The sequence below is a fragment of the Pseudomonas sp. VMV1 genome (assembly GCF_056790235.1).
In genome coordinates this window covers 634,099-660,709 of record NZ_JBXGSE010000001.1, presented here as the reverse complement: position 1 = coordinate 660,709, position 26,611 = coordinate 634,099, and the positions used below count along the sequence as shown (strand labels likewise).

Here is a 26,611-nt window from a genome sequence, read left to right as displayed (position 1 = left end):
CTTCCCTGCCGCCCCCTTCAGGTCCGACCAGCGCCCTGCAATGCAGCCTCGCCCACTGGCCGTACCGGCGCCCGCCGACTCGGATCACCCAGCCAGAGCATCAGAGCGACGCCCAGCGCCAGCACCGAGGCCACCACATAGAAAGGCCCGGAGAAACTCTGGGTGGCATCCTTCACCAGGCCGATGGCGAAGGGCCCGACGAAGCCGCCCAGGTTGCCGATGGAGACGATCAGCGCCAGCCCGCCCGCCGCCGCCCTGCCGGTCAGGAAGGTGGAGGGAATGGCCCAGAAGGTCGCCTGGAAGGACAGTATGCTGGCTACCGTCACGCTGATACAGGTCATGCGCAGCAGCGGATCCGCCGAGAGTGCGGCGCCCACCAGACCAAGGGCGGCCAGCGCCAGGGCGCCCGCCACATAGGGCAGACGCTGGGCACTTCGGCTGGCCTGGCGTGCCCAGAGCGTCATGGCGACGGCACCGAGCACATAGGGAATGGTGGCCACCAGCCCCACGGTGGTGTTTTGCATGCCCAGGCTCTTGATGATCTGCGGCATCCAGATGCCGATGCCAACGGAGCCCACGATGCCACAGAAGTTGATGGCGGCCAGCATGAATACCTTGGAATTGGTGAAGGCGTGGCGCAGCGTGGAGCCATGGGTCGAGCCGATCTCGCGCTGCTCGCGTGCCAGGCGCTCGGTCAGCCAGGTGCGCTCGCGGGTCGACAACCAGCGCGCCTTGGCCGGCGTATCCACCAGCACGAAGAGACAGAGGATGCCGAGCAGCACCGCCGGCAGGGCTTCCGCCACCAGCAGGAATTGCCAGTTCCTCAGCCCCATGAAGTCATGCACGTCCAGCAGCAGCCCCGACAGCGGCGAGCCGATGATGTTGGCGGTGGGAATGCCCAGCAGGAAGGCCGCAGTGGCCTTGGCGCGCCATTTACCCGGAAACCAGTAGGTGAAGTAAAGGTAGACCCCTGGGGTAAAGCCGGCCTCGGCTACCCCCAGCAGGAAGCGCAGGATGCTGAAGCTGACCGGGCCGGTGGCGAAGGCCGTGGCCATGGAGATCAGCCCCCAGCTGATCATGATCCGCGCGATCCACACCCGCGCGCCAAAGCGCTGCAACAGCAGATTGCTCGGTACCTCGAAGAGGAAATAGCCGAAGAAGAACAGACCCGCTGCCCAGCCGAACATCGTCGCCGTAAGCCCCAGGTCCTGGTTCATGCTCAGGGCGGCGAATCCCACGTTGGTGCGATCCAGGTAGCTGACCACATAGCAGGCAAAGATGAACGGCAGGATGCGCCACAGGGCGCGCCGCAGAAGCTGCTCGCCCTCGGCATCGGTCAGCGGCGCCTGGGCGCCAGTACTCGTCTGGTTCATGGATGACCTCTCTTGTAATTGTTGTCTGGGCAAGCGCGGCCGCGCCGGTCAGAGATGGGAATACAGGGGGAGTCCGCGCACCGGGGTCTCGACGCGCAGGATGCTGCCGGTCTCGGATTCGGTGATGAACAGGCTGCGACCCTCGGGACCGCCGAAGGCCAGGTTGGTGTTGCTGATGCCGGCGCAGGAGCGCAGGCGCGCCAGGGGTTCGGCCACCGGGGAGAGTTGCCACACCGAGCCGAAGCCGGTGTGGGCGATATAGAGATTGCTCTCCTCGTCCAGCGCCAGACCGTCGGGGCCACCCAGGCCGCCATGCAGCTGGGCGAAGACACCGACCTTGCCGATCAGCGGACCGTTGCCCAGCGGAATGCGCCAGACCTGCTGGGCCCGGGTGACCGCTATCAGCAGATGGTTGAGGCGTGGATCGAAGACGATGCCGTTGGGACTGGGCACCGTGGCCAGCAGGCAACTGAGCTGGCCATCGGCGCCCAGGCGATAGACGCGTCCACTGGGATCCTGCAGACCGGTCTGGCCCTGGTCGGTGAAGTAGAGATCGCCGCTCGGCGAGAACACCAGGTCGTTGACGCCCTTGAAGCCTTCCGAGCCGGCGCTGCCCAGCACCGTCTCCACCTCGCCACGCCGTGGATCGAGTTGCAGGATGCCGCGCTTGTAGTCGGCGATGAAGATTCGCCCGTCGCGGTGGATCTTCAGCCCATTGGGCCAGCCGTCGTATTCGCAGACCAGCTCCCACTCGCCCTTGGGGTCGATGCGAAAGATGCGCCCATAGGGGATGTCGGTCACATAGAGATTGCCCTGTCGATCGAAAGAGGGCCCTTCCAGAAAGGAATCGATGGCCCTGCCCTGGCGATTGGCATCGGCCCAGGCCGTGCGCCGCGGCTGGCGATAGCGCTCGGGCAGGCGGGTGAAGACGGAGGTTTCCAGCGTCGGAGGCGCAGCGAAGAAGCTCATGCACAGAGACCTTTAGAGGCGGCACATGCCGGCTAGCGGAGGGGTTTTACCCTTGTATTTATGAAACGCTATTTCAAAATAAAGGATGAATAGCCAAATGCAAGCAGTAAAAATCCAAAATCTCAGCCAGGAATGGATTGAGTAGTCTAAAAATCAGAATGAGAGACAGGAATCGCCGTATTGAACAACCACCCCCAGATCCGATGCGCGGATGAGATGACGAAGCCCAGGTGAACGGCGGACCAGACGGAAGCGGCAGATACGGCGGGCCTCGCTGTTGGCGCCAGCCCAATTCGCAGAAGGTAGAAATGAAAACGCCTGACACCACTCAGGGTGTCAGGCGTTTCTCAAACAGGAACCGCATGGGTCGAGATATCCTTTCGGCCAAGACCGCGAGGACAGAAACAGCCGGCATTGCACCGTGTCGCCTGATCCTCTGGATTGCACCTCAGGCCCGGATCAACAGCGGCGCCGTTCCGCGATAGCAGGCCTCCAACCGTTCCGCGCGATGGGTCAGGACGCTGCGCTGGTTGAGCGAGCCCTTGTCGGTGATCTCGCCACGGTCGGCGGACGGCGGCTCCTCCTGCAGGGCGATCCATTCCAGGCGGCTGGCGTTGCCCGAGGCCTCGCGATTGAGGCGCTTGAGCCAAGCGGCGAACCAGTCCTGCACCGGCGCGCTGGCCAGCACCGTGGCGGCATCGGCGGTCTCGTCCAGCCCGGCCAGTTGCCGGCAGTCCGCCAGTCGCGGAAAGACCAGCAGTCCCAGACACTCGCGATCCGGCGCCGCCACCACCACGTCCTGCACCAGCGGCGTGCCCTCCAGTACCGCGCGGTTGCGCAAGGGACCGACGCTGACGAACACCCCGGACGACAGCTTGAAGTCCTCGGCGATGCGGCCATCGAACATCAGGCCCAGTTGCGGATTGGCAGGGTCGGCGAGCTTGAGGGCATCGCCCGAGCAGTAGAACCCCTCTTCGTCGAAGCAGGCGGCGGTCTGGCCGGCATCACGCCAGTAGCCGGGCATGATGTGCGGCCCGCGGAAGCGCCCTTCCAGCTTGCCGTCCACCGGCACCAGCTTGAGTTCGCACCCTGGCGCCGGCACCCCGACGTAGCCGGCCACCGACAGCGGGCCGGTGGTGAAGGTGCAACTGGGCGAGGCCTCGGTCATGCCCAGGCCGGCCATCATGCGGATGCGCTCGCCGCAGTGGGCCTCGGCGATGCGATCCAGGCGATCCCAGACACTTTGCGACAGCCCCGCCGCGGCAAAGAAGAACAGCCGCATGCGGGCAAAGAAGCGCTCGCGCAACTCGGCATCGCGCTCCAGGGCATTGGCCAGCTCCTCCCAGCCGCGCGGCACCGTGAGATAGGCGGTGGGTGATACCTCGCGCAGATTGCGCAGGGTTTCGCCGAAGCCCTGGGGCGTCGGCTTGCCTTCGTCGAGATAGAAGGTGCCGCCGTTGTAGAGCACGATACCCAGGTTGTGACTGCCACCAAAGGTGTGGTTCCAGGGCAGCCAGTCCACCAGCACCGGCGGCTCCTCGCCAAACACCGGAAAGGTCTGCAACAGCATCTGCTGGTTGGCGCAGAGCATGCGCTGGGTGGTGGTCACCGCCTTGGGCAGCTTGGTGGAGCCGGAAGTGAAAAGGAACTTGGCGATGCTGTCCGGGCCGGTCGCGGCGAAGGCGCGTTCGGCCGCGGCCAGTTCACCGCGAGCGAGCAGCGCCGCGAAGGCCAGGGTGATACGGCCCTGTACCTGACCGCGAGCCGCGATCACCGGTACGTCGGCCGGCAGCACGGCGTCCAGCGCCTTCTGGAAGGCCGGGCCATCGCTGACGAACACCAGTCCCGGCTGCAGCAGGCCGCAGACATGGCGCAGCTTGGCGTGATCCTGGGACAGTAGTGCATAGCCGGGCGACACCGGGCAGAAGGGAATGCCGGCGTAGAGTGCCGCCATGGCCAATTGCAGGTGTTCGGGATCGTTGCCGGAGAGGATCGCCAGCGGGCGCTCGGCGGAGAGGCCGAACTCCAGCAGCGCGGCGGCCAGCTGGCGCACCCGTTGCAGCATCTCGGCATAGGAGAATTCGCGCCAGGCACCGCCCGTGTCCCGGGCAGCGAAGAAGGTGCGGTTCGGTGCCACCTCGGCCCAGTGCAGCAGCCGGTCCAACAGTCGCGGCGGCGGTGGCGTCAGGGCTTCCTGGGAGGCCATGTAGAGCAGTCCACCCCGCTCTTCCACGGTGACGCCGGGTTGTCCCAGGGTCACCGGGCGATAGCGCAGCGGCTGATCGGCGGGCGCGCGGGTGTGCGTGACGTGACTCACCTTGAATTCTCCTCTGGGCTGGCGCCCGAAGGCGCCTCTTATTGTTGTCGCGACAGGAGCTAGGGACGGCGGACGCTGATCAGATCGGGTAGTGGCGCGGCCCCGTCTGCAGCGTCACCCAGCGCAACTGGGTGAAGTGCTCAATGGAAGCGCGCGAGCCGAAGCTGCCGTAGCCGCTCGACTTGACGCCGCCGAAGGGCATCTGCGCCTCGTCGTGTACCGTGGGGCCGTTGATGTGGCAGATGCCGCTCTCCACCCGCTGCGCCAGCGCCAGGGCACGGGCGGTGTCGCGGCTGAAGATGGCCGACGAGAGGCCGAATTCGGAATCGTTGGCCAGGCGCAGCAGGGCCTCATCGCCCTCGGCACGGATCACCACCGCCACCGGACCGAAGGACTCCTCGGCATAGAGCTGCATCTCGGCGGTGACGCCATCCAGCAGCGTCGGCTGCAGGATGCTGCCCTCCAGCTCGCCACCGCAGACCAGGCGCGCGCCCTTGCCCACGGCGTCGTCGATCATGGCCTTGATGCGGGTGCCGGCGCTGGCGTCGATCAGGGAGCCGAGGACGGAGTCGGGTGCACTCGGATCACCGGCCTTGAGGGTGCGCACCTTGGCCGCCAGGCGCTCGACGAAGGCGTCGGCGATGCGGCTGTCCACCAGCAGGCGCTCGGTGGACATGCAGATCTGCCCCTGGTTGAAGTAGGCACCGAAGGCCGCAGCAGCGACCGCGGCATCCAGATCAGCGTCCTCCAGCACCAGCAGCGGTGCCTTGCCGCCCAGCTCCAGCACGGCCGGCTTTAGGTGGCGAGCCGACAGCTCACCGACGATACGACCGACCCGGGTGGACCCGGTGAAGTTGACGCGCCGCACCGCCGGGTTGGCGATCAGCCGCTCGACGATGGCCGGGGCATCTTCCGGAGCATTGGTGACGACGTTGACCACACCGTCGCCCAGGCCGGCATCCTGCAGCACCTGGCCGATCAACCGGTGCACGCCCGGGCTCTGCTCCGAGGCCTTGAGCACCACGGTGTTGCCGCAGGCCAGCGGCATGGCCAGGGCGCGGGTGCCCAGGATCACCGGGGCATTCCAGGGGGCGATGCCCAGCACCACGCCGCAGGGCTGGCGCAGCGCCATGGCGAAGCTGCCAGGCACATCGGAGGGAATGACCTCGCCCTGGATCTGGGTGGTCATGGCCGCCGCTTCGCGCAGCATGTTGGCCGCCAGGTGGACATTGAAGCCGTACCAGTTGGCCATGGCGCCGGTCTCCCCGGCCAGGGCGACGAATTCGTCACTGCGTGCGGCCAGCCCGTCGGCCGCGGCCAGCAGCCGGCGGCGCCGCTCGCCCGGCGGTAGCGCCGCCCAGGCGGGAAAGGCGGCCTGGGCCGCGGCGACGGCGGCGTCGGCATCCTCCGGGGTGGCGGCGGCCACCGTGGAGACCACCGCGCCGGTCACCGGATGGCAACGCTGATAGCTGCGACCGTTGCCGGCCGGGCGGCTGGCGCCGCCGATGAGCAGGGATACCTCGACCATGACGCTACCTCTTGTTGTTGTACGGGTGGGCGGTGGCGATCTAGCGTTTGTAGGTCTGCAGACCGGGCTTGATGCTCTTGTCGTCGAGGAACTGCTTCATGCCCTGCTCGCGACCGCCTTCCGGATCCTGCAGACGCGACTGGTCGAGCTTGGCATAGAGGTAGTCCTCGTTCTGCTCCCAGGTCAGTTCGCGGCAGCGCTTGAAGCCGACCTTGGCGGCACGCAGCACCACCGGATTCTTGTCCAGCAGCTCACGTGCCAGGGCGGTGGTCACCTCACGCAACTGGTCACGTGGCACGCTCTGGTTGACTAGCCCCATGGCGGCGGCTTCGGGACCGCTGAAGGTCTTGCCGGTCATCACATAGTAGAGCGCGGTGCGGTGACCCACGGTGTCGGCCAGGGCCTTGCTCACCAGGTTGCCCGGAGGAATGCCCCAGTTGATCTCGGACAGGCCGAAGGTGGCCTCGTCGGCGGTGATGGCCAGGTCGCAGGCCACCAGCGGGCTGAAGCCGCCGCCAAAGCACCAGCCGTTGACCATGGCGATGGTCGGCTTGGCGTACATGCGCAGGAGCTTCCACTGCCACTGGGAGGCCTCGCGGCGAATCTTCTCCTGCAGGATTTCAGGGCCGGCATCGGTCTCGCGGAAGTATTCCTTGAGATCCATGCCCGCGGTCCAGGCATCGCCGGCACCCGTCAGCACCAGCACGCCGGCGTTGGCGTCCTGCTCCAGGGTCTCCAGCACCTCGACCATCTCGCGGTTGAGGGTGGGACTCATGGCGTTGCGTTTCTCGGGACGATTGAGCGTCACCCAGGCGATACCGTCCTCGATGTCCACTTTGACCGTCTGCCAGCGTCCGTCGTAACTGCCCATGGCGTGTGCCTCTTGTTGTTGGGTGGATATGGAGCCGAAGCTACGCCAGGGAATTAGTTAAGTCAATTAACTATTTTCGGCAAAAAGATGACCTTGCCAAAAGCGGCTAGCCCAGCGCCTCGCCCTGCCGCCAACTCACCTCCGTGGCCGTAGGTCGCTGCTCGGGACGAGTCAGCAGGAGCAGCAGACCTGCCGCCACGAACACCCCGGCAAAGACCAGATACAGGCGCAGCGGGGGCCACCCGTTGTCGAGCAGCAGCCCGGCCACCACCGGTGAGAGGATGGCGCCAAGACGGCCGATGCCGATGCCCCAGCCCACCCCGGTGGCCCTGACTTCGGCGGCATAGGCCAGCGCTGGCAGCGCATAGAGTCCGGCGACGCAGCCATTGGCGAAAAGCCCGATCAGCAGGCCCATGGCCAGGGCACCCAGGTAGGAACTGCCCATCTGGGCGAAGGCCACCAGCAGCAGCGCGGTGGTCAGCATGAAGCCACCCAGCGCGCGTGACAGCGGCAAGCGGGCGAACAGCAGGCCGACCAGGGCGGCGCCAAAGATGCCGCCTACGCTAAGCAGCACGCCACCAGCCACCCCCTGCTGCTCGGACAGCCCCAGGGTGGTCAGCAGCTTGGGCGTCCAGCTCATGATGAAATAGAAGCCGAACATGGCCAGGAAGAACAGCGTCCACACCAGCAGCGTGGTCCGCCGTAGCGCGGGCGCCAGCAGCCGGCCGACGGTACCGCCCGCCGCTCGGGCCTCGGTCCGGGGTGGCAGCGCGGCCAGTGGCGGCTGCCCCAGGCGTCGGGCCAGCCGGTTGATCCGTACCAGGGCCCCGGCCGGGCGTCGCGTGAGGAGGAAATCCAGCGACTCGGGCAGGCCGATGAGCACCAGGGGAATGGCTCCCAGGGTGATGAGGCCGCCGGCGCAGAAGACCGCGCGCCAGCCCCAGTGCGACAGCAGCCAGACCGCCAGTAGTCCTCCCAGGGTAGCGCCCAGGGCATAGCCCATGCCCTGCAGGCTGACCGCCAGGCCGCGCCAGCGGCGCGCCGAATACTCGCTGGCGATCACGTTGCTGCTGGCCAGCACCCCACCTACGCCCAGTCCGGTCAGGCCCCGCAGCAACGCCAGTTGCAGAGGTGAGCCAGCCAGCGCCGAGAGCAGCATGCCGGCGCCCGAGAGCAGCAGGCAGAACAGGATCAGGCGCCGGCGCCCCCAGTGATCGGCCAACGGCGCCAGCAACAGCGAACCGGCGGCCATCCCCACCAGACCGGCGCTGAGCAACATCCCCATCTGGGATCCGGAGAGGCCCCATTCGCGAGACACCGAGGCCGCGGTAAAGGCCATCACCAGCACGTCGAAGCCATCGATCATGTTGAGCAGGATGCAGACCAGCACCGCCAGGTACTGGAAACCGCGCATGGGGCCCTGATCGACGATCTCGCGCAGATCGCTCATCGCCCACCTCCGGCGCAGGAAGGAGAACGGAAACGGAGCACGGTGCTCCTGGCCCCAGACGAAAAGACGGCGAAGCGCTCTGACATGGCAAGCATCCTTGAATTCTTGTTGTTGGAATCACAGCTCGAAAAGGCTGGCAAAAATGGATCCAATTCACAAGGCACTAGCTGCCTCAGGCCAAACTCAAATCTGACCGTTCCTCAGGTCCCAATTAGAGGAAATGCCAAGACAATCAAAGCCATTCTGGCTTCACCGCAACGAATACAGCCGCAATTTATTGGGCGATTATCGACCAGCAACCGCTACCCCACCGGGCCTAACCGCATTGACACCCTCGGGTACCCCAATCAATTATTGGATCCAATAGACAACAACAAGAGGTTCCAATCATGTACCCGAAGAACGCCTGGTACGTCGCCTGCACCCCCGCCGAAGTCCAAGACAAGCCCCTCGGCCGGCAGATCTGCGGCGAGCCCCTGGTCTTCTATCGCGACGCCAACGGCCAGGTGGTGGCGCTGGAAGACTTCTGCCCGCACCGTGGTGCGCCGCTGTCGCTGGGCTTCGTCCGCGACGGCACCCTGGTCTGTGGCTATCACGGCCTGGAAATGGGCTGCGGCGGCAAGACCCTGGGCATGCCAGGCCAGCGGGTCGGCGTCTTTCCCGCGGTACGCCCCTATGCCGCCGTGGAGCGGCACGGCTTCATCTGGGTCTGGCCAGGTGATCAGGCCAAGGCCGATCCGGCCCTGATTCCCTATCTGGAATGGGCCGAAAGCCCCGACTGGGCCTATGGCGGCGGCCTGTATCATATCCAGTGCGACTACCGACTGATGATCGATAACCTCATGGACCTCACCCACGAGACCTACGTCCATGCCTCCAGCATCGGCCAGAAGGAGATCGACGAGGCGCCGCCAGCCACCCGCGTCGAGGGCGACGAGGTAATCACCAGCCGGCACATGGAAAACATCTCCGCCCCGCCCTTCTGGCGCATGGCCCTGCGTGGCAATGGCCTGGCCGATGACGTCCCGGTGGATCGCTGGCAGATCTGCCGCTTCACCCCGCCCAGCCACGTGATGATCGAAGTAGGCGTGGCCCATGCCGGCCATGGCGGCTACGACGCGCCGGCGGCGGTCAAGGCCGCCAGCGTGGTGGTGGACTTCATCACCCCCGAGACCGAGACCTCCATCTGGTACTTCTGGGGGATGGCACGCAACTTCAAGGCGGAGGACGCCGAACTCACCGCCAGCATCCGCGAGGGCCAGGGCAAGATCTTCGGCGAAGACCTGGAGATGCTCGAGCGCCAGCAGCAGAACCTCTTGCGCTATCCCGAACGCGGGCTGCTCAAGCTCAATATCGATGCCGGCGGCGTGCAGTCGCGGCAGATCATCGACCGCCTGCTGGCCGCCGAACAGGCCGCCACCGGCATCCCGGTCCGGCAGATCGCCTAGGAGACAGTCATGCTCGATCTGATCGTCACCGCCGTGCAACGTGAAGCCCCAACCATCCTGGCCTTCGACCTGGCCCGCGCCGACGGTGGCCCGCTGCCCGGCTTCAGCGCCGGCGCTCACCTGGAGATCACTCTGGGCGACGGCCTGGTCCGCCACTATTCGCTCTGCACCGCACCCGAGCCCGCCCCGACTCGCTATCGCATCGCGGTGCTCCTCGTCGCCGACTCCCGCGGCGGCTCCCAGGCCATGCATGAACTGGAGGTAGGTGATCGCCTGCAGGTGAACGAGCCGCGCAACCTCTTCGCGCTGGTCCCCACTGCGCGCCGCACCCAGCTGCTGGCCGGTGGTATCGGCATCACCCCGATCCTGGCCATGGCCGAGCAGCTCTATCAGCAGGGCGCGCGCTTCAGCCTGCGCTACCTGGTGCGGGATCGCGAGCACGCCGCCTTCATCCCCTGGCTCAAGGCGCGGCCCTATGCCGACCAGGTCAGGGTCCACTTCGACCAGCACGACCCGGCGCTGCGACCCAACTTCCAGCACCTGCTCGGTCCGGCGGCGCCGGACGACCACCTCTATGTCTGCGGACCAGCGGGTTTCATGGCCGCCGTGGCGGACGCCGCCCAGGCCCAGGGCTGGCAACCCGGCCAGATACACCGCGAATACTTCGCCGCCGACCCCGCCGCCCAGGGCGAGCAAAGGCCCTTCGAGGTGGAGCTGGCGCGCAGCGGACGCCGCGTGGAGGTACCGGCCGAGCGCAGCGTGGTCGAGGTGCTGGCCGACCTCGGGATCGTCCTGCCGGTCTCCTGTGGCCAGGGCCTCTGCGGCACCTGCCTGACCCCAGTGCTGGCCGGCGAACCCGAGCACCGCGACCTCTTTCTCTCCGCGGCCGAGCACGCCGCCAACGACCGCTTCACCCCCTGCTGCTCGCGCGCCAAGGGCGAGCGGTTGGTGCTGGATCTCTGACAAACCGAGCCCGCCCTACCTCCCTCTCTCCCCTTGAGAGGGGGCCGGGGTGAGGGTCCGCTCTACACCAGCACCTTCATCGCCCCCGCCTCGCCCTCTTCCCCACCAAACCACCGCGCATACCCCAGGGTCGCCTGGGCATGCTCGCGCATGATGCCCTCGGCGCGGGCGCCCTGGCCGCGCACCAGGGCGTCGAACACCGCGTGGTGCTGCAGGTGGGCGAAATTGAAGCGACGGTACTCGCGGTCGAGATCCTCGGCATCCACCGCCAGGGCGCTCACCGAGGCGAAGGGCAGGTGCTCGTGACGCCCCAGGGCCACGGCGATGGCCGGATTACCGCTGGCCGCGACGATGGCCTGGTGAAAGGCCCGATTGAGATCGTGATAGTCCTCCAGGTCCTCCAACCGCACATGCCCTTTGGCGAACAGTCGATCGCCACGGCGCAGGCAGTCTTCCAGCGTGGCGCGCGTGGCCGCATCCAGGCCGCGCTCGGCCGCCTGGCGCGCGGCCAGGCCTTCCAGCACGCCGCGCACCTCCACCGCGCCTTCCAGATCCGCGCCCGTCAGCGCGCGCACCTGATAGCCCCGAGCGCCGCTGCGCTCCAGCAAGCCCTCCTGGGCCAGGGTGCGCAGGGCCAGGCGCACCGGCATGCGTGACACGGCGAAGCGCTCGGCGGTGGGAATCTCCGCCAGCCGCTCGCCCGCCGTGAGTTCGCCGGACAGAATCATCTGCCGCAGCGCGGCCAGTACCCGCTGTCCCGGCTTGCTCATGACAGTCCCTCTCCTTCGTTGATCTCGGCCAGCAGCCACTGGCGAAAGGCCTGCAGCGACGGCAGCCCTTCGTTGCGCGGCGGATAGACTAGGTAATAGCTGCGCCGACTGACCAATGCCGGACCGCAGGCCAGCAGCTCGCCCTGGGCCAGCTCGTCCTCCACCAGTACCCGCGGCACCAGCCCGATGCCGATGCCGGCGCGCACCGCCTGGATCAGGTGCGAGGTCAGCTCGAAACTCGGCCCCGGGCGCATGGCCCGATGGGGCAGCTCATGGTGGCGGAACCATTCACCCCAGGCCTGGGGATTGTTGGCCACGCCCAGGAGCAGCTGGCCAGCCAGGGTCGCCGGCGTCGCATCCGGCAACTCGGCCAGCGTCGTCGGGCTGGCAATCACCACAAGCTGCTCGGCCTGCAGCGGATGAGCACAAAGCCCAGGCCAGTTACCGCTGCCGACGCTGATAGCCGCATCGATCTCACTGGCGGCGAAGTCCACCGCCTGGATGCGCGAATGCAGGTGCACCAGCATGCCGGGATGGGCAGCGTAGAAGTCACCCAGGCGTGGCAACAGCCACTTGGAACCAAAGGTTGGCAGCACCGCCAGGCGCAGCGTGCCCTGCCCGGAGGCGAAGGCCATGGCCTGCAGGGTGGCGCTGCGGATCTGCCCCAGGGCCAGGCCCAGCTCACGGCTATAGGCGCGACCCACGTCGGTAAGCACGATCTGCCGGCCTTCGCGGCGGAACAGCGTCAGACCCAGCAACTGTTCCAGCGCCTGCACCTGGCGCCCTACGGCACTCTGGGTCAAGGACAGCTCTTCGGCCGCCCGGGTATAGCTCTCGTGGCGCGCCGCCGCCTCGAAGGCCAGCAGCAGCGACATGGAGGGCGTCAGGCGACGGTGATTCATTCAGGATCTTCCGGCATAGGCGGCGGAATCTTCGGTTGTGGCCCCGGCGCGCTGTGGTGAGAATGCCTACTATAGCCAGAAAAGGTCGATGCCATTCCTTCGTTCGCTGAAGGAGACGGCCATCCGCCGCCAGAGAGCCCGCCTGATGAACATGATCGCCCGCCTGCCGGCCCCGGCGCCCCTCGCCGCCGCCTACACCGACTTCCTCAGCGCCCTCGCCGCCAGCGGTTTCCAGGGTGAGATCGCACCGGACCATGCCAGCCGTACGGTCATGGCCACCGACAACTCCATCTACCAGCGCCTGCCCCAGGCGGCGGTGTTTCCCAAGGACAGCGCCGACGTCCAGCGCCTGGCCCAACTGATGGGCGAGTCGCGCTTCCAGGGCGTGGTCCTCACCCCGCGCGGCGGCGGCACCGGCACCAATGGCCAGTCGCTCACCGACGGCATCGTGGTCGACCTCTCCCGCCACCTGAACCGGATCCTGGAAATCAATGCCGCAGAGGGCTGGGTACGGGTCCAGGCTGGAGTGGTCAAGGACCAGCTCAATGCCGCGCTCAGGCTCCACGGGCTGTTCTTCGCCCCGGAGTTGTCCACCTCCAACCGCGCCACCCTCGGCGGCATGATCAACACCGATGCCAGCGGCCAGGGCAGCGTGACCTACGGCAAGACCCGTAACCACGTACTGGAACTGGACGCCTACCTGATCGGTGGGGAACGCCTGCAGAGTCGCCCGGTGGACAGCGCCGAGCTGGACGCCCTTTGCGCCCGCCAGGACCGCACCGGCGCGGTTTACCGCTGCGCCCGGGACATCGCCGAGAATCAGGCCGAACTGATCGAGGCGCGCTTTCCCAAGCTCAACCGCTGCCTGACCGGCTATGACCTGGCGCACCTGGTCGAGCCGGATGGCCGGTTCAACCTCAACAGCGTGCTCTGCGGCGCCGAAGGCTCCCTGGCCTTCATCGCCGAAGCCAAGCTCAATGTCCTGCCGATTCCCAAGTACTCGGTGCTGGTCAACGTCCGCTATGGCAGCTTCATGGACGCCCTGCGCGACGCCCGCGCCCTGATCGAATTGAAACCGCTGTCCATCGAGACGGTGGATTCCAAGGTACTGCTGCTGGCCATGCAGGACATCGTCTGGCACAGCGTGGCGGAATACTTTCCCGAGGACGTGGAGCGTCCCACCCTGGGCATCAACCTGGTGGAATTCAGCGGCGACGATCCCGAGGCAGTGGACGCCCGCGTCCAGGGCTTTCTGGAGCACCTGCGCCAGGACCCCACCGTCGAGCGCCTGGGCCACACCCTGGCCATCGGGCGCAATGCCGTGACCCGCGTCTACACCATGCGCAAACGCGCGGTGGGCCTGCTGGGCAACGTCCAGGGCGAGATCCGCCCGCAACCTTTCGTCGAGGACACCGCGGTTCCACCGGAGCGCCTGGCCGACTTCATCGCCGAGTTCCGCGCCCTGCTCGACGGCCATAACCTGCAATACGGCATGTTCGGCCACGTCGACGCCGGGGTGCTGCACGTGCGCCCGGCGCTGGACCTCAAGGATCCGCGCCAGGCGGCGCTGGTGCGGCCGATCTCCGACCAGGTGGCCGCACTGACGCAGAAATACGGCGGCCTGCTCTGGGGCGAACATGGCAAGGGCGTGCGCTCGGAATATGCGCCGGCCTTCTTTGGCGATCTCTATCCCGCCCTGCAGGCGCTCAAGGGCGCCTTCGATCCGCACAACCAGCTCAACCCGGGCAAGATCGCCACGCCCCTCGCCAGCGGCGCCGAACTGCTCAAGGTCGATGGCGTGACCCTGAGAGGCGAACTGGACCGCACCCTCGACGAGCGCGTCTGGCAGAGCTACGGCACCGCCATGCACTGCAACGGCAACGGCGCCTGCTACAACTACGATCCCGACGACGCCATGTGCCCCTCGTGGAAGGCCACCCGCCAGCGCATCCACTCCCCCAAGGGCCGTGCCTCCCTGATCCGCGAATGGCTGCGCCTGCAGGGCCAGGCCGGCATCGACGTCCTGGCTCCGGCCCCGCGTGGTGCCCTGAACTGGCTCAAGGCTCTGCCGCAGCGCTGGCGCAACGGCCGCCAGACCGAGGCGGACTTCTCCCACGAGGTCTATGACGCCATGGCCGGCTGCCTAGCGTGCAAGTCCTGCGCGGGCCAGTGCCCGATCAAGGTCAATGTGCCGGAATTCCGCTCGCGCTTTCTCGAGCTCTATCACCGTCGCTACCTGCGCCCCCTGCGCGACTACCTGATAGGTTCGCTGGAATTCAGCCTGCCGGCGTTCGCCCGTGCACCCGGCCTCTACAACGCCGTCATGGGCGCCACGCCCATCCAGCGGCTGTTCGCGGAGCGCATCGGCATGGTCGACAGCCCCCTGCTCAGCCGCTTCGACCTGGCGCCGGTCATGCAGCAATGGCAGGTACAGATCGCCACCCCGGAGCGGCTGCTGGCACTGAGCGACGAAGAACGCGCCAAGACCCTCGTCCTGGTGCAGGACGCCTTCACCCGCTATTTCGAGACCCCACTCACCGCCGCCTTTCTCGAATTGGCTGCCCGTCTGGGCCAGCGGGTGTTCCTAGCGCCCTATCGCGCCAATGGCAAACCCTTGCAGGTACAAGGCTTCCTCGGTGCCTTCGAGCGCACGGCGCGGCGCAACGCGGCCCAGCTCGCCACGTTGGCCGGCTTCGGCGTCAGGCTGGTAGGCCTGGATCCGGCCATGACCCTGGTCTATCGCCAGGAATACCCCAAGGTCCCCGGCATCGCCCGGATGCCCGAGGTGCTGCTGCCCCAGGAGTGGCTGCTGCAGGTGTTGCCGAAAGAGCAGCAGGTGGTCGGTGACAAGGTCTATCGCCTGCTCGGCCATTGCACCGAAAAGACCAACGCCCCGGCCAGCGTCAGCCAATGGCAGCAGGTGTTCGAGCGCCTGGGCCTGGGCCTCAAGCCGGAAAGCACCGGATGCTGCGGCATGTCCGGCACCTACGGCCACGAGGCGCGCAATCTGGCGACCTCCAAGGTGATCTACGACCAGTCCTGGGCCCGCGCCCTGGCGGTACCGGCCGAACAGGGCGAAGCCCTAGCCACCGGCTACTCCTGCCGCAGCCAGGTCAAGCGCATCGACGACCGCCGCCTGCGCCACCCGTTGGAAGCGGTACTTGATGCAATAAGGGGCTGAGTTCGCACCTTGCCCAACCTATCGCGGCCATGAGCCGTTCCTACAAGCGCGTGACACCCTGTAGGAGCGGCCCATGGCCGCGATTAACGCGCAGCGTTTTCCACGCGCGGGTGATCAGGCCAAGGTGCAAACCCATCGACCCAAGCAATTCATATAAGGAAGGGAAAACGCGAGAAAGCACGATAGGAAAATCGCGCCCAAACGAAAAAGCGGCCACTAGGGCCGCTTTTCGATGGTTGCTGGCGTTCAGGACCAGACAACCTTTAAATGGCGCAGCGGACGGGACTCGAACCCGCGACCCCCGGCGTGACAGGCCGGTATTCTAACCGACTGAACTACCGCTGCGCATTACCTCGAGTGGTGGGTGATGACGGGATCGAACCGCCGACCCTCTGCTTGTAAGGCAGATGCTCTCCCAGCTGAGCTAATCACCCGTTTGCTCTCGAAGTGGGGCGCATTCTACGGAGGGGCTTCCCACCTGGCAACCCCTTTTTGAAAAAAATTTTCCCAGCACTTCCAAAGGCTTAGCGTTGCGCTCCGGAGCTGTCAGAGAATGCCGGCATTCCCGACGACCACCGCGATCCGGGGTTGGCCTCCAGGGCGGGCGACGCGGATAATGCGCGCTTCGTTTTTGGGAGTGACACCATGTGGTTCCGTAATCTGCTCGTCTACCGTCTCACCCAGGAAGTCGCCTTCGAGACCGAAGCCCTCGACGCCGCCCTCGCCGCCAAACCGGCGCGCCCCTGTGCCAGCCAGGAGTTGTCCACCTATGGCTTCGTCGCCCCCTTCGGCAAGGGCCCGGACCTGCCGCTGGTACACGAAAGCCAGGGCTTCTTCCTGATCGCCGCGCGCAAGGAAGAACGCATCCTGCCCAGCAGCGTGGTCAAGGAAGCCGTGCAGGAAAAGGTCGACGAGATCGAAAACCAGCAGATGCGCAAGGTCTACAAGAAGGAGAAGGAGCAGATCAAGGACGAGATCGTCCAGGCTTTCCTGCCGCGCGCCTTCATTCGTCGCCAGACCACCTATGCCGCCATCGACCCCAAGCAGGGCTGGATCCTGGTGGACGCCTCCAGCGCCAAGCGCGCCGAGGACCTGCTCTCCACCCTGCGCGATGCCCTGGGCTCGCTGCCGGTACGACCGCTGGGCGTCAAGCAGGCGCCGATGGCCACCTTCACCGACTGGGTCAAGGCCGGTGACGCCACCCACGGCCTCTATATCCTCGACGAGTGCGAACTGCGCGACGCCGGCGAAGATGGCGGCGTGGTGCGCTGCAAGGGGCAGGACCTCACCAGCGAAGAGATCCAGAACCACCTGGGCGCTGGCAAGCTGGTCACCAAGCTGGCACTGGCCTGGCAGGACAAGCTCGCCCTGCTGCTGGACGACAAGGTCACCATCAAGCGCCTGAAGTTCGAGGACCTGCTGCAGGACCAGGCCGAACAGGACGGTGGCGAAGACGCCCTCGGCCAGCAGGACGCCAGCTTCGTGCTGATGATGATGACCCTGGCGGAATTCCTGCCACAGCTGATCGAAGCCCTGGGTGGCGAAGAGCTGCCCCAGGGACTGTAAGCTTCAATCAAGGCCGGCGCAGACCGGCCTTTTTTCTGCCCTTACAAAAAGGAGTTTGCCATGCGCGCCCTGGCCGCCCTCAGCCGCTTCGTCGGCAATACCTTCGCCTTCTGGGTGCTGCTCGCCGCCCTGCTGGCGTTTTTCGCTCCCGCCGTGTTCAAGCCCCTGAGCGTCGCCATCGTGCCGCTGCTGGGGGTGATCATGTTCGGCATGGGCCTGACCCTCAAGGTCGAGGACTTCGCCGCCGTCGGTCGCCACCCCTGGCGAGTGCTGCTGGGCGTGGTGGCGCACTTCGTCATCATGCCGGGCGTGGCCTGGGCGCTGTGCCAGCTGTTCCACCTGCCGCCAGAGATCGCCGTGGGCGTCATCCTGGTCGGCTGCTGCCCCAGCGGGACGGCGTCCAACGTCATGACCTGGCTGGCCAAGGGCGACCTGGCGCTGTCGGTAGCCATCGCTGCCGTGACCACCCTGCTGGCTCCCCTGCTGACCCCGGCGCTGATCTGGCTGCTGGCCTCCACCTGGCTGCCGATCTCCTTTGGCGGCCTGTTCTGGTCGATCCTGCAAGTGGTGCTGCTGCCCATCGCCCTGGGCCTCGTCGCTCAGCGCCTGCTCGGCCGACGGGTCGGCGCGCTGGTCGAGGTGCTGCCGCTGGCGTCAGTGGTCAGCATCGTGGTGATCGTCGCCGCGGTGGTGGCCGCCAGCCAGGCGCGCATCGCCGAGTCCGGCCTGCTGATCATGGCGGTGGTGATCCTGCACAACGGCTTCGGCTTCCTGCTCGGCTATCTCACCGGCAAGTTCTGCAAGCTGCCATTGGCGCAGCGCAAGTCCCTGGCGCTAGAAGTCGGCATGCAGAATTCCGGTCTTGGCGCCGCCCTGGCCACCGCGCATTTCTCGCCACTGGCAGCGGTGCCCAGCGCCCTGTTCAGCGTCTGGCACAACATCTCAGGCGCGCTACTGGCCACCCTCTTCCGCCGCTTCAAGGACGACGACGGCCGCGCCTGAGGGCTCGCACCACACCTGCCGAAGCAGCGCCTGACAGGTGTCTTCGGTAAAGGGCTGCGGCCGGGCGATGCCGTAGCCCTGGGCATAGTCGACGCCCAGGGCGCCTAGCGCCGCGATCACCGCGTCGTTCTCGGCGAATTCGGCGATGGTCTTCTTGCCGGTGAGATGCCCCAGCTGGTTGATCGCCTCGACCATGGCGCTGTCCACCGCATCCTCCAGCAGATGGCGGACAAAGCTGCCATCGATCTTCAGGTAGTCCACCGGCAGGTGCTTGAGATAGGTGAAGGACGACATTCCGGCCCCGAAGTCGTCCAGGGAAAACCTCACCCCCAGCCCACGCAATTCGTCCATGAACTGCCGCGCCGCATCCAGATTGGCCACGGCGCTGGTTTCGGTGATCTCGAAGCAGATCCGTGCAGGCGCGATCTGCCAGCGCTGGAGCTGCTGCTTGACGAACGAGGCCAGGCCCGCTTCGCCCAGGGAATGACCCGACAGGTTGATGGCCAGGGTATCGAGCAGCCCGTTGGGCAATTCGGCGAAGCGGGCCAGCGCCGCGGCGATCACCCAGCGATCCAGGTCCGGCATCAGCCCATAGCGTTCCGCCGCCGGGATGAAGACGCCTGGTGCGATCAGCCGATCGCCCTCCTCCAGCCGCATCAGCACCTCCACATGGCGATCCGCTACGGTCTCGCTGCGCAAACCCAGGATCGGTTGGACGAACAAGCGGAATCTGTCCTCGGCCAGCGCCCGGTGCAGGCGCTGCACCCAGGCCATTTCGCCATGACGCTGGTCCAGCTCCACATCACCGGGCGCAAAGACCTGGATGCGATTGCGGCCCTTGTCCTTCGCGGCGTAGCAGGCCAGATCGGCGAGCCGCAGGGCCTCCTCCGGCGCCAGGGCATGACCACCCAGGTGCACCACGCCAATGCTCAAGCCGACGCGAAAGCCCTGCCCGGCGGCCTCGAACTGGAGAGCACCGACGCAGCAACGCAGTCGTTCGGCCACGGCCTCGGCTTCAGCCGGCGTACGGTTTTCCAGCAGAACGCCGAATTCATCGCCGCCCAGGCGCGCCAGGCAGTCGTCTTCACCCAGCTGACCACCCAGCAGCTCGCAGAGCTGGCGCAGCAGCCGATCGCCGTGGAAGTGCCCGGAGGTGTCGTTGACGATCTTGAACTGATCGAGATCGATGAACAGCAGCGACGCGCAGACCAGCTCTGGATTGGCCAGCAGGCGCTCCAGCCGGGTCTCGAACTCGCGCCTATTGAGCAGCCCGGTCAGGGCATCGTGACTCGCCTGCCAGGCCAGATCGTGCAGGAAGGCCCGCTCCCGGGTCTGGTCGTGCATCACCAGCACCACCCCGGTGCCGGCCTCGCCACGCGGCAGCGCGCTCACCGTCAGCGCCACCGGGATACGGGTCCCTTCGGTGAGTACCAGTTGATGGGCCAGGGGTTCGTCGCCGGCCCGCCAATCCTGACTCAGCAGCCGCTCGGCCAGCGGGCGCGTCGACCCCGGCTGGTCCTCGATCTGGATATCGAACAGGTGATTGACCGGTGTGCCGGCGGCCAGTTCAGGCTTGGCGAGCAGACGCGCCGCCGCCGGATTGTGATAGAGCAGCCGCCCCTGGGCATTGAGCGCCAGCACCGCATCGCCGATGGAAGCCAGGATGACCTGCATGTGCTCCTTCTCGGCCTGCAGTGCCTGCTCGGAACGCCAGCGCTGCTGCACCAGGCTGTGCATGCGCCAGATGGCCAGCAGGACCAGCAGTGCACCCACCAGCACATTGGCGATGAACAGCCCGCGCACCATCTGCCGTGACGCCAGGCCGAGGCGCTCCGAGAAGGCCACGGTCTCCGGCATCATGCGGTCGTGCAAATCCAGCAGGTGGCGCTTCAACGGGATCAGCGCCGGCCCCGGCCCCTGTAGCCTGATCAATTCGAAACTGGTCCGCGCCAGGGCCTGGAACTCGTCCATGTAGGGATCGGTGACCTGCCAGCGGGCGATCACTCCCTCGAACGGTTCGACGTGTCGGGCCAGGCGAAAAAGGGTGATGAGCCCATCGATGTCATCCGGGCTGTTGCCGGCCAGGCGCAGCAGGCGCGCGGCTTCGGCAGGACTTCCGCCGTTATCCAGTTCCGTGCGCGCCGCACGATCCAGGTCATTGACGCTGATGGAAGCCAGATAGTCCTGATAGGCCTCGAGGCGTCCTTCATCCAGGTAGGCACCCAGCGACAGCATGGCGTTGCCCAGGCTCTTGCTCCACAGGCTTTCCGCGGACACATAGGCGCGCACCGTCGACAGCAGTTGCAGGCTGAAGATGGCTACCAGCGCCTGGCAGGACAGGATGATGACGAAGGGCCAGACGACCCTGAGCGTGCGCAGCGCAGAGGAAGGTGACAATGAAGACATACAGCGATCCGCGAAAGGAGACAGGCGAACTCGTACCATTGAGCAGGCATGTCGGCCGTATTGCGGAAAACTGTTGGACAAGAAAGGACGGCCGCCGGAATAGCGGCGCCAAACAAGCGGCGCAGACCCGTTGCGTAGCGATGGTCAGCGACGAACGGTCGGCCAGACGTTGCCGCTAGTTGAAGGACGCCTCCAGTCGCGCCTTCACCTCGGGCCACTCGCGGTCGGTAATGCTGTAGATGATGGTGTCGTCCAGCCGACCGTCCGCCAAGCGCCGATGATTGCGCAAGAGCCCCTCGCGCACCGCACCCAGCTTTTCGATGGCCGCCTGGGACCGGAGATTGGTCGCTGCCGTCTTGAGCTGTACCCGTACCAACTGCCAGTGCTCGAAGGCATGGCGCAGCATCAGATACTTGATGTTGCCATTCAGGCCGCTGCCGTGTTGCTCGGCATCGAGCCAGGTCCAGCCGATCTCGGCGGCGGGCAAGGCGGGCAGGAAGTCGGCGAAGCGGGTCGTACCCACCAGCCGGTCGGCGATCCGTACGGCAAAGGGCAAGGCTCGCCCCTCGCGCTGCTCGGCCAGCGCCAGACGGTACCAGTCCGGCCGCAACGGTCCGCTCAGATAATGCAGCGCCTCGCGATTGCGCTCGGCCAGGCCGACCAGTTCGAGCACGTCGCCTTCCGCCAGCGGATCCAGGCGTAGCGCACCACGTTGCAGGGAAATGGGCTGCGCTTGGAACATGACACTCTCTCTCGCTTGAATCAGCCCGCCAACCTAACAGGGCAAACCGTCTGGCTCAACCCAATGTCGCCAGACCTGACGTCTGGCACCCCAAGGTGCGACACTTTGTCCGGGCGCGATGGGCGCCTGGATTGCCTGGAGTCGCCATGTCCCTGCCCAGCGGGCTGATCATCACCGTAACCCTCGGCTACCTCGCCATGCTGTTCGCCATCGCCTTCTATGGCGATCGCCGCCCACCGCTCAAGCCACGCCTGCGGGCCTGGGTCTACAGCCTGTCGCTGGCCGTCTATTGCACCAGCTGGACCTTTTTCGGCGCGGTCGGTCAGGCTGCCGACCAGCTCTGGTCGTTCCTGCCCATCTACCTGGGCCCCATCCTCTTCCTGCTGCTGGCCCCGCAACTGGTCAAGAAGATGGTGCTGATCAGCAAGAAGGAAAACATCACCTCCATCGCCGACTTCATCGCCTCCCGCTATGGCAAGTCCCAGACCCTGGCCATCGTCGTCGCACTCATCTGCCTGGTCGGCGTCCTCCCCTACCTGGCGCTGCAGCTCAAGGGCATCGTCATCGGCGTCAATCTGCTGACCGGCATCAATGCCGAGTCCCTGAGCACCCGCGCCCAGGACACCGCGCTGTTCGTTTCCCTGGTCCTGGCGGTGTTCGCCATTCTCTTCGGCACCCGCAACCTGGATGTCACCGAGCACCATCGCGGCATGATGCTGGCGATCGCCTTCGAATCCCTGGTCAAGCTCGCCGCCTTTATCGCCGTGGGCCTCTGGGTCACCTACGACCTGCACGACGGCTTCGCCGACCTGCTCGCCCGCTCCCAACAGGCGCCGCAGCTGCAGGAATACTGGCGGGAGACGCTGGACTGGCCGGGCCTGCTGATCCAGACCGGCGTGGCCTTCATCGCCGTGATGTGCCTGCCGCGCCAGTTCCATGTGACGGTGGTGGAAAACATCGATACCCGGGACGTCAACCTGGCGCGCTGGGTGTTTCCGCTCTACCTGGCGCTGGCCGCCCTGTTCGTCATTCCCATCGCCCTGGCCGGCCAGCTGCACCTGCCCGGCGGCGTGCTGCCCGACTCCTTCGTCATCAGCCTGCCGCTGGCCCAGGAGCGTCCCTGGCTGGCCTTGCTGGCCTTTCTAGGCGGCGCCTCGGCGGCCACCGGCATGGTGATCGTCGCCTGCGTCGCCCTCTCCACCATGATCTCCAACGACATCGTCCTGCCCTGGCTGCTCAAGCGCCGTGGGCAGGTCGAGAGTCCGCACGCGGTGTTCAGCCACTGGATGCTCACGGTGCGCCGCGCCAGCATCGTGGTCATCCTGGTGCTGGCCTATTGCAGCTATCGCCTGCTGGGCTCCAATGCCAGTCTCGCCACTATCGGCCAGATCGCCTTTGCCGCCATTGCCCAGCTCGGGCCGGCCATGGTCGGGGCGCTGTTCTGGAAGGCCGCCAATCGCCGGGGCGTCTTTGCCGGGCTCACCGCCGGCGCGCTGCTCTGGGGCTATCTGATGGTGCTGCCGGTAGTAGCCACCAGCCTGCAATGGCCGCTGGAGGCCTTTCCCGGCCTGGCCTGGTTCGAGCAGCCCGCGGGGGAGCGGACGCTACAACCGACCACGGTCGGCGCCCTGGTCTCCCTGGCCGGCAACTTCCTGCTGTTCGCCCTGGTGTCGCTGCTCTCGCGCACCCGGGTCTCGGAATACTGGCAGGCCGGGCGCTTCATCGCCCAGTACGCCCTGCCCCGGCCGCGCAATCGCGCCCTGCTGGCGGTGAAGCTGGAGGACCTGCGGCTGCTCGCCGCCCGCTTCGTGGGTGATGAGCGCGCACGCCTGAGTTTCAGCCGCTTCGCCGAGCAGAGCGGCCTCACCTACCACCCTGGCATGAACGCCAACAGCGAGTGGATCGCCCAGACCGAGCGGCTGCTGGCCGGGGTTATCGGTGCCTCCTCCGCGCGCGCCGTGGTCAAGGCCGCCATCGAAGGCCGCGACATGCAGGTCGACGACGTGGTGCGCATCGCCGACGAGGCCTCGGAGGTACTCGAATTCAACCGGGCGCTGCTGCAGGGCGCCATCGAGAACATCTCCCAGGGCATCAGCGTGGTCGACCAGTCGCTGCGCCTGGTCGCCTGGAACCAGCGTTACCTGGAGCTGTTCGACTATCCGGACGGCATGATCCAGGTCGGCCGCCCCATCGCCGAGATCATCCGCTACAACGCCCTGCGTGGCCTCTGCGGACCTGGCGACGCCGACGACCACGTGGCGCGCCGGGTGGAACGGATGCGCCAGGGCATTCCCCACACCTCGGAGCGCACCTTTCCCAACGGCCGGGTGATCGAGCTGATCGGCAGCCCCATGCCCGGCCGTGGCTTCGTGATGAGCTTTACCGACATCACCGCCTTCCGCGAGGCCGAGCGCGCCCTGCGCGAAGCCAACGAAGGCCTGGAACAGCGGGTGGAAGAACGCACCCGCGAACTCTCGCAGCTCAACCAGGCATTGGAGGAAGCCAGGGCCCACGCGGAGGCGGCCAACCAGTCCAAGAGCCGTTTCCTCACCGCGGTCAGCCATGACCTCATGCAGCCGCTGAGCGCTGCCCGACTGTTCACCGCTGCCCTCGCCCACCAGGACGGCCTCGCCCAGGAGGCCCAGGAACTGGTGCGCAACATGGACAGCGCCCTGAGATCCAGCGAAGACCTCATCGCCGACCTGCTGGACATCTCGCGCCTGGAGAACGGGCGCATCCTGGCCGCGCCGGCGCCCTTCCCCCTGGCCACCCTGTTCGAGGCCCTGGGTGTCGAATTCAAGGCCCTGGCCCAGGACCAGGGCACCAGTCTGCGCATCCGCACCAGCCAGCTGGTGGTCAACAGCGACAGCAAGCTGCTGCGCCGGGTACTGCAGAACTTCCTCACCAACGCCCTGAGATACGCCCATGGCCGCGTGCTGCTGGGAGTACGCCGCCAGGGGCAGAACGTGAGCCTGGAGGTCTGGGACAGCGGCCCCGGCATCCCGCCGGACAAGCTCGAGCTGATCTTCGAGGAGTTCAAGCGTCTGGACAGCCACCAGACCCGCGCCGAGAAAGGCCTGGGCCTGGGCCTGGCGATCGCCGATCGGCTCTGCCGGGTGCTCGGCCACGAACTCTCGGTGCGCTCCTGGCCGGGCCATGGCAGTGTCTTCAGCGTCAAGGTGCCCCTGGCGCCCGCCCTCGCCATCCAGGCGGCCACTGCCAGCGAAGCCGCCCAGCCCTTGGCGGGCGATCCGGTGCTGTGCATCGACAACGAAGACAGCATCCTGCTGGGCCTGCGCAGCCTGCTGGGCCGCTGGGGATGCCAGGTCTGGACCGCGCGCAGCCGTGAAGAATGTGCCGCCCTGCTGGATCAGGGGGTGGTGCCACGCCTGCTGATCGTCGACTACCACCTCAGTGATGCCGACACGGGTCCGGACGTCGCAGAATGGATTCGCCAGGTGCTGCGCCAGGACATTCCCGGCATCGTCATCAGTGCCGATGGCCGTCCGGAATGCCTGGCCAAGGTGCGCGAAGCGCGCCTGGATTTCCTGCCCAAACCGGTGAAGCCGGCCTCACTGCGCGCCCTGCTGAGTCGTCAGTTGGCCCTGTCCGGCTAAGCCGGACGACAGAACGGCAGACACCTGTCCAATCAGCCTGTCGTTCAGCACCGATTAAGGTTTTCAGGTCGGCTCTTCTCGGAACAATCCACAGGTTCTGTTGATAACTTTGTTGAAAACATGGTGGAAAAGAACCCTGAGCCTTGCTCTGCGGGCCCCGCAAACAACTTGCTCATTTTTTAACCAGTTTGATAAGTTCAACGTAATCAACAACTTAATTCAAAAGGGCGATTCTAGACAGGGATCTGTGGGGGCCAGAGAGGACTTGACAGGCGCTAGCACAAGTTGTGCACAACTCCCCTGGAAAAAGACCAACGGATACCTTTCCCCCGTCGCACAATTGTCAAGTATTCGTGAAACAAATTTTTTCATCCTTTCGCCTGGGCTGGTTTCCGGCCAGGCAGGCCTGGCAGAGCCAATGCCAAAGGCCCTGCGAAGGCGAAAGGCTAGCCTTGTCCTACGCCGGTCATCGGGTAGACTGCGCCTTTTGCTCAGGGCTGTCGTGGCGACGCCCACCCTGTCAAACAGGCACGGACGCGCCAGCCCTTCTGGAATAGCTCAGTCACATGAACGTCTTCATCGCGGGTCAACACGGACAACTTTCTCAGGCACTGCAAACCCTGTTGGCACCCAAGGCCCAGGTGACCGTCGTCGGCCGGGCCCAGGTGGATTTCACCCAGCTGGATGCCCTCTACCAACGCGTTCTCGCTGCCCGTCCCGACGTCATCATCAATGCTGCAGCCTATACCGCCGTGGATGCCGCCGAGAGCGATGCCCAGACCGCCACCCTGATCAACGAACGGGTTCCCCAGGTCTTTGCCCGCGCCGCCCAGCAACTGGGCGTGCCCATGGTCCACTACTCCACCGACTACGTCTTCGATGGCAGCAAGCAGGACCGGTATCGCGAGGAGGATCCCACCTGTCCGCTCAACGTCTATGGGCGCACCAAGCTGGCCGGTGAAAACGCCGTACGTGAACAGGCTGAACGTCACCTGATCCTGCGTACCAGCTGGGTCTATTCCTGGCAGGGCAACAACTTCCTGCGCACCATGGTGCGCCTGCTCAGCGAACGCGACGAACTGAATATTGTCGCCGATCAGATCGGCGCCCCCACCTGGACGCGCACCATCGCCGACGCTACCGAGCGCCTGCTGGCGTGCAGTGACCAGCAGGACCTCTGGGGCACCTATCACCTGACCGCGACCGGTACCACGTCCTGGTACGGTTTCGCCGAACAGATCGCGCAGCGGCTGCGCGAGACCGGCGAACTAAAGGCGCGCCTCAACCCCATCCCCAGCAGCTCCTACCCCACCCCGGCGCATCGACCCGCCAATTCCTGCCTGTCCACCGACAAGCTGGCGGCGGTGCTGGGGCAGACGCTGCCAGACTGGCAGCGGGCTTTCGCCCAGTGCTGGAGCGAACGCGACACTCAGGTGAGCAGCTGAAACGGGCCGTCGGTCATACTTTTGAGGTTTCCCGCAGAACTAGCCCAGCCCGCTGAAGTCA

The 26,611-nt window shown here is 66.2% G+C and carries 17 protein-coding genes and 2 tRNA genes; 7 read left to right on the top strand and 12 right to left on the bottom strand.

Features of this window, described 5'->3' with window-relative positions; translation table 11 throughout:
• Positions 1-17 precede the first annotated feature (17 nt).
• The 6 genes from ACUCV0_RS03035 to ACUCV0_RS03010 form a co-directional block, all read right to left on the bottom strand.
• Positions 18-1,373, bottom strand: a complete 1,356-nt coding sequence (locus ACUCV0_RS03035) for an MFS transporter (protein ID WP_482211966.1) — start codon at positions 1,371-1,373, stop codon at positions 18-20.
• A gap of 48 nt (positions 1,374-1,421) precedes the next feature.
• Entirely contained in the window at positions 1,422-2,342 is a 921-nt protein-coding gene (locus tag ACUCV0_RS03030; RefSeq protein ID WP_482211965.1) for an SMP-30/gluconolactonase/LRE family protein, read from the bottom strand.
• Between the two features lie 448 nt (positions 2,343-2,790).
• Positions 2,791-4,659 (bottom strand): feruloyl-CoA synthase, encoded by a 1,869-nt coding sequence (locus ACUCV0_RS03025; RefSeq protein ID WP_482211964.1) that lies wholly within the window; start codon positions 4,657-4,659, stop codon positions 2,791-2,793.
• A 79-nt stretch (positions 4,660-4,738) separates the two neighbouring features.
• Positions 4,739-6,187, bottom strand: a complete 1,449-nt coding sequence (locus tag ACUCV0_RS03020) for an aldehyde dehydrogenase (protein ID WP_434776233.1) — start codon at positions 6,185-6,187, stop codon at positions 4,739-4,741.
• A 40-nt stretch (positions 6,188-6,227) separates the two neighbouring features.
• Positions 6,228-7,058 (bottom strand): p-hydroxycinnamoyl CoA hydratase/lyase, encoded by an 831-nt coding sequence (locus tag ACUCV0_RS03015; protein WP_059314322.1) that lies wholly within the window; start codon positions 7,056-7,058, stop codon positions 6,228-6,230.
• 106 nt (positions 7,059-7,164) lie between these two features.
• Positions 7,165-8,508 (bottom strand): MFS transporter, encoded by a 1,344-nt coding sequence (locus ACUCV0_RS03010; protein ID WP_482211963.1) that lies wholly within the window; start codon positions 8,506-8,508, stop codon positions 7,165-7,167.
• A gap of 389 nt (positions 8,509-8,897) precedes the next feature.
• Here ACUCV0_RS03010 and ACUCV0_RS03005 point away from each other — a divergent pair, with 389 nt between their 5' ends.
• Both ACUCV0_RS03005 and ACUCV0_RS03000 read left to right on the top strand, forming a co-directional pair.
• Entirely contained in the window at positions 8,898-9,956 is a 1,059-nt protein-coding gene (locus ACUCV0_RS03005) for an aromatic ring-hydroxylating dioxygenase subunit alpha (protein ID WP_482211962.1), read from the top strand.
• 9 nt (positions 9,957-9,965) lie between these two features.
• A complete protein-coding gene (locus ACUCV0_RS03000) occupies positions 9,966-10,919 on the top strand; it encodes a PDR/VanB family oxidoreductase (protein ID WP_482211961.1) in 954 nt (317 codons plus the stop codon).
• Positions 10,920-10,981: 62 nt separating this feature from the next.
• On the opposite strand, the gene ACUCV0_RS02995 is transcribed toward ACUCV0_RS03000, so the two are convergent.
• Positions 10,982-11,689, bottom strand: a complete 708-nt coding sequence (locus ACUCV0_RS02995; RefSeq protein WP_184291127.1) for a GntR family transcriptional regulator — start codon at positions 11,687-11,689, stop codon at positions 10,982-10,984.
• Complete coding sequence (locus ACUCV0_RS02990) at positions 11,686-12,591, bottom strand: LysR substrate-binding domain-containing protein (protein WP_184291129.1); 906 nt, start codon at positions 12,589-12,591, stop codon at positions 11,686-11,688. Before ACUCV0_RS02990 ends, ACUCV0_RS02995 begins: the two co-directional genes overlap by 4 nt.
• Before the next feature lie 151 nt (positions 12,592-12,742).
• On the opposite strand from ACUCV0_RS02990, the gene ydiJ reads away from it, so the two are divergent.
• Positions 12,743-15,772: a D-2-hydroxyglutarate dehydrogenase YdiJ gene (gene ydiJ / locus ACUCV0_RS02985; protein WP_482212249.1), complete on the top strand. Its 3,030-nt coding sequence runs from the start codon at positions 12,743-12,745 to the stop codon at positions 15,770-15,772.
• Positions 15,773-16,040: 268 nt separating this feature from the next.
• On the opposite strand, the gene ACUCV0_RS02980 is transcribed toward ydiJ, so the two are convergent.
• A tRNA-Asp gene (locus tag ACUCV0_RS02980) sits at positions 16,041-16,117 on the bottom strand.
• 13 nt (positions 16,118-16,130) lie between these two features.
• A tRNA-Val gene (locus ACUCV0_RS02975) sits at positions 16,131-16,206 on the bottom strand.
• Positions 16,207-16,417: 211 nt separating this feature from the next.
• On the opposite strand from ACUCV0_RS02975, the gene rdgC reads away from it, so the two are divergent.
• Positions 16,418-17,338, top strand: coding sequence for a recombination-associated protein RdgC (gene rdgC / locus ACUCV0_RS02970; RefSeq protein ID WP_059314316.1), 921 nt, complete (start codon positions 16,418-16,420; stop codon positions 17,336-17,338).
• Between the two features lie 60 nt (positions 17,339-17,398).
• Positions 17,399-18,340, top strand: coding sequence for a bile acid:sodium symporter family protein (locus ACUCV0_RS02965; protein WP_454252780.1), 942 nt, complete (start codon positions 17,399-17,401; stop codon positions 18,338-18,340).
• Here ACUCV0_RS02965 and ACUCV0_RS02960 read toward each other — a convergent pair.
• Positions 18,290-20,746: a putative bifunctional diguanylate cyclase/phosphodiesterase gene (locus ACUCV0_RS02960; RefSeq protein WP_059314314.1), complete on the bottom strand. Its 2,457-nt coding sequence runs from the start codon at positions 20,744-20,746 to the stop codon at positions 18,290-18,292. The genes ACUCV0_RS02965 and ACUCV0_RS02960 overlap by 51 nt on opposite strands.
• Positions 20,747-20,921: 175 nt before the next feature.
• A complete protein-coding gene (locus ACUCV0_RS02955; protein WP_271654407.1) occupies positions 20,922-21,488 on the bottom strand; it encodes a GNAT family N-acetyltransferase in 567 nt (188 codons plus the stop codon).
• Positions 21,489-21,634: 146 nt separating this feature from the next.
• Between ACUCV0_RS02955 and ACUCV0_RS02950 the strand changes: the two genes are divergently transcribed.
• On the top strand, positions 21,635-25,105 hold the full coding sequence (locus ACUCV0_RS02950) for a hybrid sensor histidine kinase/response regulator (protein ID WP_271654406.1): 3,471 nt from the start codon (positions 21,635-21,637) through the stop codon (positions 25,103-25,105).
• A 566-nt stretch (positions 25,106-25,671) separates the two neighbouring features.
• Positions 25,672-26,550, top strand: coding sequence for a dTDP-4-dehydrorhamnose reductase (rfbD, locus tag ACUCV0_RS02945; protein ID WP_059314311.1), 879 nt, complete (start codon positions 25,672-25,674; stop codon positions 26,548-26,550).
• Positions 26,551-26,611: the final 61 nt, after the last annotated feature.